Raw genomic sequence first — 15,131 nt, forward strand, 5'->3', positions numbered from 1 at the left:
ATGCCGACGGCGTGGTGGATCGGGCTGCCGGCAGTGCTGGCAGTGGCGGCGCTGCTCACCTGGTGCGCGCGCCGGTATGCGCTGCGCAGGAAGCTGTTCGACCAGCCGGGTGAACGCCGCAGCCACATCGTGGCGACCCCGCGCGGGGGCGGCATCGCGATCGTGTTGACCCTGCTGCTGGCTGCGGCCGTGGCTGCGGTGGCCTGGCCGACCGCCCGGACACCGCTGCTGGTGTCGGGGCTGGGACTGGTGTTGGTGGCGGGTATCGGCTGGTGGGACGACCACCGCCCACTGCCGGCGGTTCGCCGGTTGCTGGTCCACCTGCTGGCCGCCGGCCTGCTCGCGGCTCTGGTGTGGAATGCGACGGGCAACCCCTGGCAGGCGCTGCTTGCGCTGCTGTTCACGACATCGCTGATCAACATCTGGAACTTCATGGATGGAATCAACGGGATCGCGACCAGCCAGGCCATTCTGGCCGGTGCCGCATTCGCGCTTGTCCTGCCGGGTTCGCTTGCCTTGGCCGGAATTGTCCTGGCGCTGGCCTGCCTCGGCTTCCTGCCGTTCAATTTTCCACGTGCAAGAATCTTCATGGGCGACGTGGGCAGCGGCGCGCTAGGCTATGCCGTTGCAGCCCTGGTGTGCCTGGCCAGCGTGGTCACTGATGTGTCGTGGCTGCTGCTGCTGGTGCCCCTGACGGCGTTCCTCGTGGACGCTGGCTTCACACTGCTTTCGCGCATGCTGTCGGGGCAAAGATGGATGGAGCCCCACACCCAGCATCTGTACCAGCGTGCGGTCAAGAGTGGTGCAACGCACACTTCGGTTACCGGGATGTACTTTGTTTTTGGTTTGTTCAGTATTACAGTGTTTAATGCTTGCACATATTTGCAGCCGAGGTGGGAGGCTGCCGTGGCCGTAGCGTGGATGTTCCTCGCGACCGGTCTTTGGCTGCTCCTGCGCAATGGAATGCGCCACTAGAAGGATTGTTTGGTTTATGACGCCTTGGCAGGACCGTTTCACGAGTCTGCTCCCCCGTGCCGCCATCGTGGTCCACGACCTTTTCATGGTGTGGGCGTGCTGGCAGCTGCTGCACGCCGGCCGCTATTCAATGCTGGCCGATGCCCCGTCGCTGCCTCTGTGGAACATCGATACCTCCCTGGTGCTGGTGATCCAGGCCATCGTCTTCTGGCGCGTCGGCCTGTATCGCGGCCTGTGGCGGTTCGCCAGCGTGGCCGACCTGCTGCACATCTTCAAATCCAGCTTCATCGGGTTGCTGGCCATCGTGGTGGTGCTGGCCTACAAGCGCTTCAATGGCGTGCCGATGTCGGTGCTGGTGATCTACCCCTTCGCGCTGTCGGCCCTGCTGGGCGCGCCGCGCCTGTTGTACCGGGCATGGAAGGACTACCAGGCGCTGCAGTCCGATGCGACCGCGCGCCGGGTACTCATCCTGGGCGCCGGCCAGGCTGCCGAAGCGTTGGTCCGCGACCTGCGCCGTTCAGGAGATTTCGAGCCGGTGGGCCTGCTTGACGATGCGCCCCACCTGCAAGGGGCGAAGCTGCAGGGCCTGCCCATCCTGGGCACGTTGGACGATGCCGCCTCGGTGGTGCGCGAAACCGCCGCCAAGCTGCTGGTGATTGCCATTCCGTCGCTGGACGCCGCCGGCATGCAGCGGGTGGTGGCCATCTGCGAAAGTACCGGGGTGCCGTTCCGCATGGTGCCCAAGCTCAACGACGTGCTGCTTGGCCACTCTCTGCCCGGTGAGCTGAAGGAAGTGGCGATCGAGGACCTGCTGGGCCGCAAGCCGATCCTGCCGGACTGGTCGCTGATCCGCGGCTGGTTGGGTGGGCGTACCGTGCTGGTGACCGGCGCTGGCGGCTCGATCGGCTCGGAACTGTGCCGCCAGTGCGCGCGCCACGGGGCAGGGCGGGTCGTGCTGCTGGAGATGAGCGAGCTGCTGCTTCTGACCATCGAGGCCGAACTCAAGCGCAGCTTCCCCGACCTGGTAGTGGAAGCGGTGCTGGGTGACTGTGGCGACCCGGCAGTGATCCGCCATGCACTGTCCCTGTCGCAGGTGGACGCGGTGTTCCATGCGGCGGCCTACAAGCAGGTGCCCGTCCTGGAACGGCAGCTGCGCGAAGCGGTGCGCAACAACATCCTGTCCACCGAAACGGTGGCGCGGGCCTGCGTCGAAGCGCGGATCGAACATTTCGTGTTCATCTCCACCGATAAGGCGGTCGATCCGGTCAATGCGCTGGGTGCCAGCAAGCGCTACGCCGAAATGATCTGCCAGAGCCTGGATCAGAAGACCAGCCATACCCGCTTTGTCACCGTGCGCTTCGGCAACGTGCTGGCTTCTGCCGGCAGCGTGGTTCCGGTGTTCCGCGAGCAGATCCTCAAGGGTGGACCGGTGACGGTCACCGACCCGGAAGTGACCCGCTATTTCATGACGATCCCCGAAGCCTGCCAACTCATCCTGCAGGCGGCGGCCTCGGCCTCGCACGGGGCGATCTACACACTCGACATGGGCGAGCCGGTGCCGATCCGGGTGCTCGCCGAGCAGATGATCCGCTTGGCCGGCAAGCAGCCGTACAAGGACATTGCCATCATCTACACCGGCCTGCGCCCCGGCGAAAAGCTGCACGAGACCCTGTTCTATTCGGACGAGGACTACCGCCCGACCGCGCATCCCAAGATCCTTGAGGCGGGTGTGCGCACGTTCTCCCGCGACCAGGTACTGGGCAACCTGCCGCGCCTTCGTGAGGCGATCGCCAACTACGATACCGATGCCATCAACAGCATCCTGTTTGCGACCATGCCGGAATTTGCGCCGTTGCAACAGGATTCTCACGTCGAGTCGGCTAAGGTGCTTCCCTTTCCGGCACGAGAGGCCAACAGGCTGTGACGAACAAACGTATTCGCAAGGCGGTGTTCCCGGTAGCGGGGCTGGGTACCCGGTTCCTTCCCGCAACCAAGACGGTTCCCAAGGAAATGCTGCCGATCATCGACCGGCCGTTGATCCAATACGCCGTCGATGAGGCGATCGAAGCAGGGTGCGATACCCTGATCTTCGTTACCAACCGCTACAAGCATGCGGTCGCCGACTACTTCGACAAGGCTTACGAGCTGGAGCAGAAGCTCGAACGTGCCGGCAAGACCGAGCTGCTGGAGCTGGTGCGCAACGTGCTGCCGGAAGGCGTGCGCGCGGTGTTCGTTACCCAGACCGAAGCGCTGGGCCTGGGCCATGCGGTACTGTGTGCCAGGTCCGTGGTTGGCGACGAGCCCTTCGCGGTGCTGCTGCCGGACGACCTGATCTGGAACCGCGGCGACGGTGCCCTGAAGCAGATGGCCGATCTCAACCAGGCTACCGGCGCAAGCGTGATCGCGGTGGAAGACGTGCCGCACGAGAACACGGCCAGCTATGGCATCGTGGCCACCGAGGCCTTCGACGGCCGCAAGGGTCGCATTGCGCAGATCGTGGAAAAGCCCAAGCCCGAGGACGCGCCGAGCGATCTGGCGGTGGTGGGACGCTACGTGCTCAGCCCGAAGATCTTCGAACTGCTCGAAGCCACCGGCAAGGGCGCGGGCGGTGAGATCCAGCTGACCGACGCCATTGCCGAACTGCTCGCAACCGATGAGGTCGACGCGTACCGGTTCGAAGGCACCCGTTTCGACTGCGGTACCCATCTGGGGCTGGTGGAGGCGACCATCCGCTTCGCGCTGGAAAGCCACAAGCTGGGCAAGCCCGCGCGCGAGAAGCTGGCGCAGATGCTGGCCGAGGATTGAGGCAGGTACGCACCGTTGATGCGTGCATGAAAATGGGCGGCCGAAGGGCCGCCCATTTTGTTTCTGCAGACGCGTACCGACCCACGGTCAGTACCTGCCGCGTGGGAGACCGACCCCTGGTCGGTCCCCGGTAAAGCATCACAGCGATTCGAAAATGCCCGCTGCGCCCATGCCGGTGCCGATGCACATGGTGACCATGCCGTACTTCTGCTGGCGACGGCGCAGGCCGTGCAGCAGGGTCGCGGTACGAATGGCACCGGTGGCGCCCAGCGGATGGCCCAGAGCGATGGCGCCGCCCAGCGGGTTGACCTTGGACGGGTCCAGGCCGCAATCGCGGATCACCGCCAGCGACTGCGCGGCGAAGGCTTCATTGAGCTCGATCCAGTCCAGCTGGTCCTGGCTCAGTCCGGCCTGCTTGAGCGCCTTCGGAATGGCCGCGATCGGGCCGATGCCCATCACTTCCGGGCGCACGCCGGCGACCGAGAAGCTGACGAAGCGGGCCAGCGGCTTGAGGCCGTAGTCCTTGACTGCCTGTTCCGACGCCAGCAGCACCGCGCCTGCGCCGTCGCTCATCTGCGAGGAGTTGCCGGCGGTCACCGTGCCGCCGAACTGGCCATTGCGGAACACCGGACGCAGCTTGGCCAGGCCTTCGGCAGAGGAGTCCGGGCGCGGACCTTCGTCGGTGTCGACAATGCGGTCGCGGGTGATGATGCGGCGGCCGTCGGCCAGGTCCGGCTGGCGGGTGCGTACATCGTACGGGCTGATTTCATCCTTGAAGTCGCCGTTCTGGATCGCAGCGATGGCCTTCTGGTGCGAGGCCAGGGCGAACGCATCCTGCTCCTCACGGGAGACCTTCCATTCCTCGGCAACCTTCTCGGCGGTGATGCCCATGCCGTAGGCAATGGCGACGTGGTCGTTATCGAACACGCTGGGTGCCATTGCGATCTTGTTGCCCATCATCGGCACCATCGACATCGATTCGGTGCCGCCGGCCAGCATCAGGTCGGCGTTGCCCAGGCGGATCTGGTCCGCTGCCATCGCGACGGCCTGCAGACCGGACGAGCAGAAGCGGTTCACGGTCTGGGCGGCGATGGTGTCCGGCAGGCCAGCCAACAGCACGCCGATGCGCGCCACGTTCATGCCCTGCTCGGCTTCGGGCATGGCGCAGCCGATGATGGCGTCGTCGATGCGGTTGACGTCGATGCCCGGTGCCTGCGCGACCACGGACCTGAGCACGTGGGCCAGCATGTCGTCGGGACGGGTATTGCGGAACACGCCCTTGGGCGCCTTGCCAACCGGAGTACGGGTGGCGGCGACGATGTAGGCGTCCTGGATCTGCTTGGTCATTGTGATGGTCTCTTTATAGGTCAGTTGCGCAGCGGCTTGCCGGTCTTGAGCATGTGCGCGATGCGGGCCTGGGTCTTTTCCTGCTGGGCCAGCTCGACGAAGTGCTTGCGCTCCAGGGTCAGCAGCCACTCTTCGTCCACCAGCGTGCCGCGGTCCACTTCGCCGCCACACAGCACGGTGGCGATGCGCACGGCGATTTCGTAGTCGTACGGGCTGATGAAGCGGCCCTCGAGCATGTTCACCAGCATCATCTTGAAGGTAGCAATCCCCACGTCACCGGCCACCTGGATGCGGCGGGCCGGCATCGGCGGACGGTAGCCGCCTTCGGCCAGCGCCTGCACTTCGGCCTTGGCGATGTGCAGCGCTTCGAAGCTGTTGAACACCACCTTGTCGGTGGCGCGCATCAGGCCCAGTTCCTTGGCGTTGACTGCCGAATTGGAAACCTTGGCCATGGCCACGGTTTCGAAGGTCTTCTTCAGTTCGGCGAACACATCACCGCCCGGGCCGGCGGCCTGCGAGGCGCGCACCGCCAGTTCCTTCAGGCCACCGCCGGCGGGCAGCAGGCCGACGCCGGCTTCCACCAGCCCGATATAGCTTTCCAGTGCGGCCACGCTCTTGGCACTGTGCATCTGGAATTCGCAACCGCCACCCAGGGCCAGCCCGCGCACGGCGGTCACCACCGGCACCAGTGCATATTTGATGGCCTGGCTGGTGCGCTGGAAGTTGTGCACCATTTCTTCGAACTGGTCGACCTTGCCGGCCTGCAGCAGGCCGAGCGCGCCGGCCAGGTCAGCACCGGCGGAGAAGGGTTCCTTCTGCTGCCAGATCACCAGGCCCTTGAAGCCCTGCTCGGCGCGCTTGATCGCTTCCTGCAGGCCGTTGAGCACGTGGTCGGAGACGGTGTTCATCTTGGTCTTGAAGCTGACCACGGCGATGCCGTCGCCGTCGTGCCACATGCGCACGCCGTCGTTCTCGAACACGGTTTCGCCCGGGCTGAAGGTTTCGCCCAGCAGCGGATCCGGGAAGCGCTGGCGCTGGTATACCGGCAGCGCCGAACGCGGCAGCTTGGCGTTGCGGGTCGGGCTGTAGCTGCCTTCGGCGGCGTGCACGCCGTCGCGGCCATCGAACACCCAATCCGGCAGCGGGGCGTTGCTCATGCTCTTGCCCGCCACGATGTCATCGGCGATCCACTGCGCGACCTGCTTCCAGCCGGCGGCCTGCCAGGTTTCGAACGGGCCCAGCGACCAGCCGTAGCCCCAGCGGATGGCCAGGTCGACGTCGCGCGCGGTTTCGGCGATGTCGGCCAGGTGGTAGGCGCTGTAGTGGAACAGGTCGCGGAAGGTCGCCCACAGGAACTGCGCCTGCGGGTGCTGGCTTTCGCGCAGCTTGGCGAACTTGTCGGCCGGGTTTTTGATCTTCAGGATCTCGACCACTTCCGGCGCGGCCGTGCGATCGGCCGGACGGTAGTCCTGCTTCTCCAGATCCAGCACCACGATGTCCTTGCCGACCTTGCGGAAGATGCCGGCGCCGGTCTTCTGGCCCAGTGCACCCTTGGCGATCAGCGCGTCCAGCCACTTCGGCGAGGCGAAGTACTGGTGCCACGGGTCGTTGGGCAGGGTGTCGCCCATGGTCTTGATGACGTGGGCCATGGTGTCCAGGCCGACCACGTCGGAGGTGCGGTAGGTGGCCGACTTCGGGCGCCCTACCAGCGGGCCGGTCAGGCCATCGACCTCATCGAAGCCCAGGCCGAACTGCTGGGTGTGGAAGATGGTGGACAGGATCGAGAACACGCCGATGCGGTTGCCGATGAAGTTCGGGGTGTCCTTCGCATACACCACGCCCTTGCCCAGGGTGGTGACCAGGAAGCTTTCCAGGCCTTCCAGTACCGCGGTGTCGGTGGTGGTTGCGGGGATCAGCTCGGCCAGGTGCATGTAGCGCGGCGGATTGAAGAAGTGCACGCCGCAGAAGCGATGGCGCAGCTGTTCGGGCAGCACGTCGGCGAGCTTGTTGATGCCCAGCCCCGAGGTGTTGGAAGCCAGTACGGCGTGATCGGCCACGAACGGGGCGATCTTCTTGTACAGGTCCTGCTTCCAGTCCATCCGTTCGGCGATGGCTTCGATGATCAGGTCGCAGTCGCGCAGCTGCTCCAGGCCGGATTCATAGTTGGCCGGGGTGATCGCTTCGGCGTACGACCTGCTGGCGAGCGGGGCAGGGCTGAGCTTGCCCAGGTTGGCGATGGCCTTGAGCACGATGCCGTCGGCAGGACCTTCCTTGGCGGGAAGGTCGAACAGCACGGTGTCGACGCCGGCATTGGTCAGGTGGGCCGCGATCTGGGCACCCATGACGCCGGCACCCAGAACAGCGGCGCGGCGGACTAGCAGGGAATTGGACATGTCGATAAGCCTTTGTGTGTTGGCAGCCGGGCAAACCCGGCTCTACGGGGTGGTAAGGGGTGTCGCCGCAGGCGTGGTGGCCGCGCTGGCGCGGAAACCGGCTTCGGCGAAATGGATCAGTTCGTGGGCTGCATGGGCACGATGCGCGGCTTCAGTGACACCCGCGGGTCGCTTGATCAGCCCGAAATCAGCCATGGCGTAGGTCAGCGCGCCGGCCAGGAAGTCCAGCCGCCAATACAGCTCTTCCTTGCTCAGGCCCGGCACGGTGGCGGCGATCGCCTTGCCGAACTCGCGCAGGACGTGGCCGTAGTGGTCGGAGAGAAACTTGCGCAGGTTGTCGTTCTTTTCCGCATAGGCACGGGCGATGACGCGCACGAACGCGCCCCCGGTCTGACGGTCCTGGGCCATCGCCAGCGCCGGTTCGACGAAGGCGGCCAGCACCGGGCGCAGTTGGCCGGGGTGGTCGCGACGGGCAGTGTCCAGCTGCGCGAGGCGGGCGGCGGTCATTTCGTCCATGCGCCGGCGGAACACCTCGTTGACCAGGTTCTCCTTGGAGCCGAAGTGGTAATTCACCGCGGCAATGTTCACATCGGCCTGGCTGGTCACCTGGCGCAGCGATGTCCCGGCGAACCCGTGCAGGGCGAACAGCTCCTCGGCAGCGCCGAGAATGCGGTCCTTGGTGGAGAAATGGGCGGGCTTGGCCATGGGCGGGGCAGGGGTTCAATCAAACGATTGTTTGATATTAGACCCCGGTGTCGCTGGTGGCATGCTGCGACGCACAAGATGTTGGTCCGCGTTCATGCCCGCCAACCTGAACGGCGGGCAGTCGTCAACATCCACGGGCTGCGACGCAGGGCGTGGCAAGACGTACCCAGAGGTTGTAGAATCACGCCACGTATATAGGCTAAGCCCGCGTTTCGACGCGGGTTTTTTTCATGTTACTCTCGGGCCGAGCAGTGGCCCGCCCAACGGAGAATTCCCATGGCGCTGGAGCGCACCCTTTCCATCATCAAGCCGGACGCCGTCGCCAAGAACGTCATCGGTGAAATCTACGCCCGCTTCGAAAAGGCGGGCCTGAAGGTCGTGGCTGCCAAGTACAAGCAGCTGTCGCGCCGTGAAGCCGAAGGCTTCTACGCCGTGCACAAGGAGCGTCCGTTCTTCAACGCGCTGGTCGAGTTCATGATCTCCGGCCCGGTGATGATCCAGGCGCTGGAAGGCGAGAACGCCGTGCTGGCCCACCGCGACCTGCTGGGCGCCACCAATCCGAAGGACGCTGCGCCGGGCACCATCCGCGCCGACTTCGCTGATTCCATCGATGCCAATGCCGCCCACGGCTCGGATTCGGTCGAGAATGCCGCGATTGAAATCGCGTACTTCTTCGCCGCGACCGACGTGGTCCCGCGCTGAGAGTAATGCCGTGAACGAGGTCGTACAGCCCAACGCCATCCCCATCGTGCTCGCCCAGGGCGCGCCGGTGGCCAAGCAGAACCTGCTCGACCTCGATCGCGAGGGATTGGAGCGCTTCTTCGCCGAGACCCTCGGCGAAGCGCGCTACCGTGCCCACCAGGTCATGAAGTGGATCCACCACCACTACGTCACCGATTTCGACCAGATGACCGACCTGGGCAAGGCGCTGCGCAGCAAGCTGCAGCAGCACGCCGAAGTCCGCGTGCCGAACATCGTCTTCGACAAGCCGTCGGCCGACGGTACCCACAAGTGGCTGCTGGCCATGGGCACCGATGGCAAGAACGCGATCGAAGCGGTCTACATCCCGGACAAGAACCGCGGCACGCTGTGTGTGTCGTCGCAGGTGGGCTGTGCACTCAACTGCACGTTCTGCTCCACCGCCACCCAGGGCTTCAACCGCAACCTCTCTACCGCCGAGATCATCGGACAGGTGTGGGTGGCGGCGCGCCACCTGGGCAACATCCCGCACAAGCAGCGTCGCCTCACCAACGTGGTGATGATGGGCATGGGCGAGCCGTTGATGAATTTCGACAACGTCGTGCGCGCCATGAGCGTGATGCGCGACGATCTGGGCTACGGCCTGGCCAACAAGCGCGTGACCCTGTCGACTTCCGGCCTGGTGCCGCAGATCGACCGCCTGTCCGCCGAAAGCGATGTGTCGCTGGCGGTGTCGCTGCATGCGCCGAACGATGCGCTGCGCGAGACCCTGGTGCCGCTCAACAAGAAGTACCCGATCGTGGAACTGATGGCCTCGTGCGCGCGTTACCTGCGTGCCAACAAGCGCCGCGAATCGGTCACCTTCGAATACACCCTGATGAAGGGCATCAACGACCAGCCCGAGCACGCCCGCCAGCTGGCGCGCCTGATGCGCCAGTTCGACAATGCCGTACAGGCCTCGCATTCGGGCAAGGTCAACCTGATTCCGTTCAATCCGTTCCCGGGTACCCGCTATGAGCGCTCCGGTGATGCGGAGATCCGCGCCTTCCAGAAGATCCTGCTGGATCAGCAGGTGTTGACAATGGTACGGCGTACCCGTGGTGACGACATCGATGCCGCCTGCGGCCAGCTCAAGGGCCAGGTAATGGATCGCACCCGGCGCCAGGCCGAGTTCAACAAAACGCTCCAGGACGGGAAAAGCCGGGATGCCGCTGCCTGACCGCCGATTGCCAGCCGTTCTTTTCGTCGCGCTGGCATTCGCCGGGTGTGGCAGCAAAGGCGTCAAACCCCAGACCGCACCGCTGGGCGTCGCGCCCGAATACGTGGCGCGCGACAACGCCGATACCCGTCGCCGGGTCAGCTACCAGGACCAGATGACGTTGTCGGCGGAGGCATTCCGCGCCGGGGCGCTGGAGGCGTCTGAAAAACGTGCCAGGAGCGCGCTCAAGCTGGATGCGGGACGCCCGGATGCCTACATCATGCTCGCGGCGCTGGCCAACCGGCGCGGCGACGATGCCGCGGCCGGGCCGCTGTTCCAGAAGGCGGCCGAGCTGGCGCCGGATAGTGGCGACGTGTTGAACAATTATGGGGCGTGGTTGTGTGGCCATGGCCGCGCCACCGAGGCGTTGCCGCTGTTCGACCGGGCCATTGCCGCACCGGGCTACCGGACGCCGGCGGCAGCCCTGGCCAACGCGGGCGGGTGTGCGCTGGACGCAGGCCAGCCCGAGCGGGCCGTGCGTGACCTGCGCCGGGCCCTGGCCCTGGATCCGGCCAACGCCTATGCACTGGAGGCGATGGCCCGCAACGAGGCGGCCCAGGGTCGCTTTTTCGAGGCCCGGGCCTTCGTGCAACGGCGTCTTGCGGCTGCACCGGCCACACGTTCCGTGTTACAACTTGCCTCTCAAATCGAGGCGCAGCTTGGCGACACAGTGGCATCCGGTCGTTATCTGCAGCGAATTCGCGACGAATTTCCGCAGGATGCGGCTCCTAATTCCCGGGGTTGAAGCATTGTGATTGATGACCAGACTGTGAACGCTTTTGATGCTGCGGCTGGCTGTGGAGCGCGTCTGCGGCAGGCGCGGGAAGCGGCAGGACTGTCGCTCGAAGCGGTGGGGCAGCAGTTGCGCATGCCGGTCCAGGTGGTGAAGTCGCTGGAAGCCGAGCAGTGGGATCGCCTCGGTGCGCCGGTGTTCGTCCGCGGCCAGCTCAAAAGCTACGCGCGCCTGCTCAAGGTCGATCTCGGGGATCTGCTGGACCAGGCCCACATCGGACCGGTGGTGCCGCCGCAGCTGGTCAGCCACACCCACACCCCGCGGGCCCGGCGGATCGCCGAGAGCGTCGGCCGCCGCGTCCTGTATGTCGGCATCACCGCAGTGCTGGCGGTGCCGGTGTGGTTCGCCACCCGCGGCCACTTCGACGGTGCCGCGAACACGCCCAGTACCGCCTCGCTTGATGTGATTCCCGCTGCGGTACCCGTCGCCGGCACCGGGCCGGCGGCCCAGGCGGCGCCGGCAGTGGCGCCTGCGCCGTCAACGGCGCCCTCGGCACCCTACCTGGCCTCGTTGACCCCGGTGCCCCGTCCCACCGCCAGCGCACCTGCGCCGTCGGGTGCGCTCAGCCTGCAGTTCAAGGGCGACAGCTGGGTGGACATCGCCGCGCCCGACGGCAGCACCGTCGAGAAAGCGCTGATCAAGTCGGGCGAAACCCGCACCTTCAGCCCGGGCCAGGTGGCCCGCATGGTGCTGGGTAATGCGTCGGCGGTGGAGGTTCAGCAGGGCGGCACTATCGTCGACCTTTCGCCGTACCAGCGAGCCAACGTGGCGCGCTTTACGGTATCCTCTGACGGCTCCGTGGCTCCGGTTTCACACTGAGTCGCGTTTCCCGATTCATTTCGACAATCCAATTCAAACAGTCCCTCCTGACGGGCAGGGGCGAGAGTACGCATGGCGATCGACGACCTGCTCGACGAGCACGAACAAAGTGAACGCGTCCGCAGCTGGCTGCGGAAGAACGGTGTCAGCATCATCGCCGGGGTGGCGATTGCCATCGGCGGCATCGCCGGCTGGCAGTGGTGGCAGAAAGAGCAGGGCAGCCACCTGGCGGGGGCGCACGGCGAGTACCAGACGGTACTGAAGCAGCTGCAGGACAAGAAGCTGGATGAAGCGGCCAAGGGCGTGAAGGGCCTGGAAGCCGGCAAGGTCCAGGTCTACGGTGACCTGGCAGCGCTCCAGCTGGCCAAGGCGCAGGTCGATGCAGGCAAGAACCAGGAGGCCCTGGCCACCCTTCGTGCCATCAAGGCAGACCCTGAATACAAGACGGCGATCGACCAGCGCATTGCGCGCCTGCTGATCGCCACCGGCAAGCACGATGAGGCCATCGCGCTGCTGGGCGGCGCCACTGACAGTGCGAGCCTGGAAATCCACGGCGACGCCTTGATGGCGCTGGGAAAGCGTGACGAAGCCCGCGGGCAGTATGAGAAGGCGCTCAAGACGCTGGATGTGGCGGCGCCCCAGCGGCGCGTGCTGGAAACCAAAGTGATGGATGCCGGTGGCGCCGTCACCGAGCCTGCGGAGTCGGTGTAATGAAGCAGATGGTCATGATCAAGCGCGTAGCCACCCTGGTATTGATGGGCGTGGCGTTGTCCGGCTGCACCACCGTCAAGGGCTGGTTCGCCGGCAAGGACGCGGAAGCCAAGAAGGCGCTGGAGCCGGCTGAACTGGTCAAGTTCGAGCCGACCGCGAAGGTCGACCGGATCTGGAGCAGCAACCTGGGCAAGGGCGAGAAGCGCATCGGTGTACGCCAGGGTCCGGTCGTGGCCGATGGCCGCGTATACGCCGCTGCCATCACCGGCGGGGTGCATGCGCTGGACCTGCAGACCGGCAAGACGGTCTGGACTTACGAGCCGGCCAAGGTCAAGAAGCAGCCCAAGCTGCGGCTGTCGGGCGGTCCGGGCGTTGGCGAAGGCCTGGTCGTGATCGGAACGCTGGATGGCCAGGTGATTGCGCTGGACGCCAACGACGGCAGCGAAAAGTGGCGGGCCAAGGTGCCGGGCGAAGTGATCGCCACGCCGGCGATTGCCCAGGGCATCGTGTTCGTGCGCAGCAACGATGGCCGGGTGACCGCCTTCGATGCCGGCAACGGCACCCAGAAGTGGTTCAACCCGCGTGAGCTGCCCATGCTGACGGTGCGCGGCAACGCGCCGGTGGTGACCGGCCCGGGCGTGCTGTTCATCGGCAACGACGACGGCAGCGTCTCGGCGCTGGGCATGCAGGACGGCCGCACCGTGTGGGACCAGATGGTGGCCAACGGCGAAGGCCGCACCGAGCTGGACCGCATGTCCGACGTGGATGGTGCCCCGGTCCTGGAAGGCAACACCCTGTTTGTGAGCAGCTTCAAGAACCAGACCATGGCGATCGAAGGCCCGACCGGCCGCCCGCTGTGGGCACGTGATCACGGCGGCGCTGGTGGCGTGGCCCTGACCTCGGGCAATGTGATCGTCACCGACAACAAGGGCGGCGTGTTCGGCCTGGACAAGGCCAGTGGCAGCGCGATGTGGTCGCAGACGGCCCTGGCCCGGCGTTCGTTGACCGGGCCGGCGATCCACGGCGATTACGTTGTGGTCGGTGACTACAAGGGGTATCTGCACTGGTTGCGGACGGACAATGGTGAACTGGCCGCGCGTGCCAAGAGCGGCGGCGATGCCCTGCTGGCGCAGCCGGTGGTCGCCGACGGGATTCTGCTGGTGCAGAACGTTGATGGAAAGCTGACCGCGTTCCGGTTGGCACAATAAGGAGTTACCGCGATGCTGCCCTTGGTCGCCCTGGTTGGACGGCCGAATGTCGGCAAGTCCACCATTTTCAATGCGCTGACCCGTACCCGTGACGCCCTGGTCCATGACCAGCCCGGCGTCACCCGGGACCGCAACTATGGTGTCTGCCGTCTGGACGAGGACAACCATTTCCTCGTCGTCGACACGGGCGGTATCTCGGAGGATGACGAAGGCCTGGCCGGCGCAACCGCCGACCAGGCGCGTGCTGCCGCCGGCGAAGCCGATCTGATCCTGTTCGTGGTCGATGCCCGTGATGGCACCTCCGCGCTGGATGACGAGATCCTGTCGTGGCTGCGCAAGCTGTCGCGGCCGACCCTGCTGTTGATCAACAAGATCGACGGCACCAACGAAGACACCGTGCGCGCGGAATTCGCCCGCTACGGGTTCAGCGAAATGCTGACCGTGTCCGCTGCGCACCGCCAGGGCCTGGACGACCTGCTTGAAGAAGTGGTCCAGCGCCTGCCCGAAGAGGGCAGTGGCGAGGAGATGGACAACGATCCGAACCGGATGCGCATTGCCTTCGTCGGTCGCCCCAACGTGGGCAAGTCGACCCTGGTCAACCGTATTCTCGGCGAGGAACGGATGATCGCCTCCGAAGTGCCCGGGACCACCCGCGACTCGATCGCGGTGGACCTGGAGCGCGACGGCCGCGAATACCGCCTGATCGACACCGCCGGCCTGCGTCGCCGCGGCCGGGTCGAAGAGGTGGTGGAAAAGTTCAGCGTCATCAAGACCCTGCAGGCCATCGAGCAGTGCCAGGTGGCGGTGCTGATGCTGGACGCCAGCGAAGGCGTGACCGACCAGGATGCTACCGTGCTGGGCGCGGTGCTGGATGCCGGCCGCGCGTTGGTGGTGGCGATCAACAAGTGGGATGGCCTGACCGATTACCAGCGCGAACAGGCCGAAGCGCTGGTCTCGCGCAAGCTCGGCTTCGTGCCGTGGGCCGAAACGGTGCGCATCTCGGCCAAGCACGGCTCGGGCCTGCGCGAGCTGTTCCGCGCGATCCACCAGGCCCACGCCTCGGCGACCCACGAATTCAGCACCAGCGAAGTCAACAAGGCGCTGGAAATCGCCTACGAGACCAACCCGCCGCCGGCGATCCGTGGTCACGTGTCCAAACTGCGTTACGTGCACCCGGGTGGCTCCAATCCGCCGACCTTCATCGTGCACGGCACGCGCCTGAAGGAACTGCCGGAGTCGTACAAGCGCTACCTGGAAAACTTCTTCCGCAAGCGTTTCAAGCTGATCGGCACGCCGGTGCAGTTCATCTTCCGAGAGGGTGCCAACCCCTACGAGGGCAAGAAGAACGTGCTGAGCGACCGGCAGATTGCCAAGAAGAAGCGCCTGATCAAGCACGTAAAGGGTCGGTAAGCGATCTC

13 protein-coding genes are annotated in these 15,131 nt (G+C 65.6%); 10 read left to right on the top strand and 3 right to left on the bottom strand.

From position 1 onward, the window contains the following. The 3 genes from ACTJI4_RS07570 to galU are packed head-to-tail and all read left to right on the top strand — an operon-like array spanning position 1 to position 3,780. Positions 1-975, top strand: coding sequence for an MraY family glycosyltransferase (locus ACTJI4_RS07570; RefSeq protein WP_440868931.1), 975 nt, complete (start codon positions 1-3; stop codon positions 973-975). Between the two features lie 16 nt (positions 976-991). Beyond that, a complete protein-coding gene (locus ACTJI4_RS07575) occupies positions 992-2,899 on the top strand; it encodes a polysaccharide biosynthesis protein (RefSeq protein WP_392916844.1) in 1,908 nt (635 codons plus the stop codon). Continuing rightward, positions 2,896-3,780 (top strand): UTP--glucose-1-phosphate uridylyltransferase GalU, encoded by an 885-nt coding sequence (gene galU, locus ACTJI4_RS07580; RefSeq protein WP_392916846.1) that lies wholly within the window; start codon positions 2,896-2,898, stop codon positions 3,778-3,780. Before ACTJI4_RS07575 ends, galU begins: the two co-directional genes overlap by 4 nt. Before the next feature lie 138 nt (positions 3,781-3,918). Here galU and ACTJI4_RS07585 read toward each other — a convergent pair whose 3' ends face one another. Genes ACTJI4_RS07585 through ACTJI4_RS07595 form a run of 3 tightly spaced genes read right to left on the bottom strand, consistent with a single transcriptional unit; the run spans position 3,919 to position 8,225 of the window. Next, entirely contained in the window at positions 3,919-5,127 is a 1,209-nt protein-coding gene (locus tag ACTJI4_RS07585; protein ID WP_392916849.1) for an acetyl-CoA C-acyltransferase, read from the bottom strand. A gap of 20 nt (positions 5,128-5,147) precedes the next feature. Continuing rightward, positions 5,148-7,520 carry a 3-hydroxyacyl-CoA dehydrogenase/enoyl-CoA hydratase family protein gene (locus ACTJI4_RS07590; protein WP_440868932.1) on the bottom strand — a complete coding sequence of 791 codons (2,373 nt, stop codon included), beginning with the start codon at positions 7,518-7,520 and terminating at the stop codon, positions 5,148-5,150. Positions 7,521-7,562: 42 nt separating this feature from the next. Further along, complete coding sequence (locus ACTJI4_RS07595) at positions 7,563-8,225, bottom strand: TetR/AcrR family transcriptional regulator (RefSeq protein ID WP_392916855.1); 663 nt, start codon at positions 8,223-8,225, stop codon at positions 7,563-7,565. 276 nt (positions 8,226-8,501) lie between these two features. Here ACTJI4_RS07595 and ndk point away from each other — a divergent pair, with 276 nt between their 5' ends. From ndk to der, 7 genes are all read left to right on the top strand, one after another. Then, positions 8,502-8,927 (top strand): nucleoside-diphosphate kinase, encoded by a 426-nt coding sequence (gene ndk / locus ACTJI4_RS07600; protein ID WP_440868933.1) that lies wholly within the window; start codon positions 8,502-8,504, stop codon positions 8,925-8,927. A gap of 10 nt (positions 8,928-8,937) precedes the next feature. After that, on the top strand, positions 8,938-10,143 hold the full coding sequence (gene rlmN, locus ACTJI4_RS07605; RefSeq protein ID WP_392916861.1) for a 23S rRNA (adenine(2503)-C(2))-methyltransferase RlmN: 1,206 nt from the start codon (positions 8,938-8,940) through the stop codon (positions 10,141-10,143). Continuing rightward, positions 10,130-10,927: a tetratricopeptide repeat protein gene (locus ACTJI4_RS07610; protein ID WP_440868934.1), complete on the top strand. Its 798-nt coding sequence runs from the start codon at positions 10,130-10,132 to the stop codon at positions 10,925-10,927. The genes rlmN and ACTJI4_RS07610 overlap by 14 nt, the downstream gene beginning before the upstream one ends. A 6-nt stretch (positions 10,928-10,933) precedes the next feature. Beyond that, positions 10,934-11,794, top strand: a complete 861-nt coding sequence (locus tag ACTJI4_RS07615; protein ID WP_440868935.1) for a helix-turn-helix domain-containing protein — start codon at positions 10,934-10,936, stop codon at positions 11,792-11,794. Between the two features lie 72 nt (positions 11,795-11,866). Continuing rightward, positions 11,867-12,505, top strand: coding sequence for a YfgM family protein (locus tag ACTJI4_RS07620; protein ID WP_440868936.1), 639 nt, complete (start codon positions 11,867-11,869; stop codon positions 12,503-12,505). Then, positions 12,505-13,713 (top strand): outer membrane protein assembly factor BamB, encoded by a 1,209-nt coding sequence (bamB, locus tag ACTJI4_RS07625; protein WP_440868937.1) that lies wholly within the window; start codon positions 12,505-12,507, stop codon positions 13,711-13,713. The genes ACTJI4_RS07620 and bamB overlap by 1 nt, the downstream gene beginning before the upstream one ends. A gap of 12 nt (positions 13,714-13,725) precedes the next feature. Continuing rightward, a complete protein-coding gene (gene der / locus ACTJI4_RS07630; RefSeq protein WP_392916876.1) occupies positions 13,726-15,123 on the top strand; it encodes a ribosome biogenesis GTPase Der in 1,398 nt (465 codons plus the stop codon). The last annotated feature ends 8 nt before the right edge of the window (positions 15,124-15,131 follow it).

The organism is Stenotrophomonas sp. 22385 (assembly GCF_052045085.1).
Classification (GTDB): Bacteria; Pseudomonadota; Gammaproteobacteria; order Xanthomonadales; family Xanthomonadaceae; genus Stenotrophomonas.

Coding starts and splice junctions, on each gene's coding strand:
- ACTJI4_RS07570 (WP_440868931.1), top strand. CDS start 1: ATGCCGACGGCGTGGTGGATCGGGCTGCCGGCAGTGCTGGCAGTGGCG.
- ACTJI4_RS07575 (WP_392916844.1), top strand. CDS start 992: ATGACGCCTTGGCAGGACCGTTTCACGAGTCTGCTCCCCCGTGCCGCC.
- ACTJI4_RS07585 (WP_392916849.1), bottom strand. CDS start 5,127: ATGACCAAGCAGATCCAGGACGCCTACATCGTCGCCGCCACCCGTACT.
- ACTJI4_RS07590 (WP_440868932.1), bottom strand. CDS start 7,520: ATGTCCAATTCCCTGCTAGTCCGCCGCGCCGCTGTTCTGGGTGCCGGC.
- ACTJI4_RS07595 (WP_392916855.1), bottom strand. CDS start 8,225: ATGGCCAAGCCCGCCCATTTCTCCACCAAGGACCGCATTCTCGGCGCT.
- ndk (WP_440868933.1), top strand. CDS start 8,502: ATGGCGCTGGAGCGCACCCTTTCCATCATCAAGCCGGACGCCGTCGCC.
- ACTJI4_RS07610 (WP_440868934.1), top strand. CDS start 10,130: ATGCCGCTGCCTGACCGCCGATTGCCAGCCGTTCTTTTCGTCGCGCTG.
- ACTJI4_RS07620 (WP_440868936.1), top strand. CDS start 11,867: ATGGCGATCGACGACCTGCTCGACGAGCACGAACAAAGTGAACGCGTC.
- bamB (WP_440868937.1), top strand. CDS start 12,505: ATGAAGCAGATGGTCATGATCAAGCGCGTAGCCACCCTGGTATTGATG.
- der (WP_392916876.1), top strand. CDS start 13,726: ATGCTGCCCTTGGTCGCCCTGGTTGGACGGCCGAATGTCGGCAAGTCC.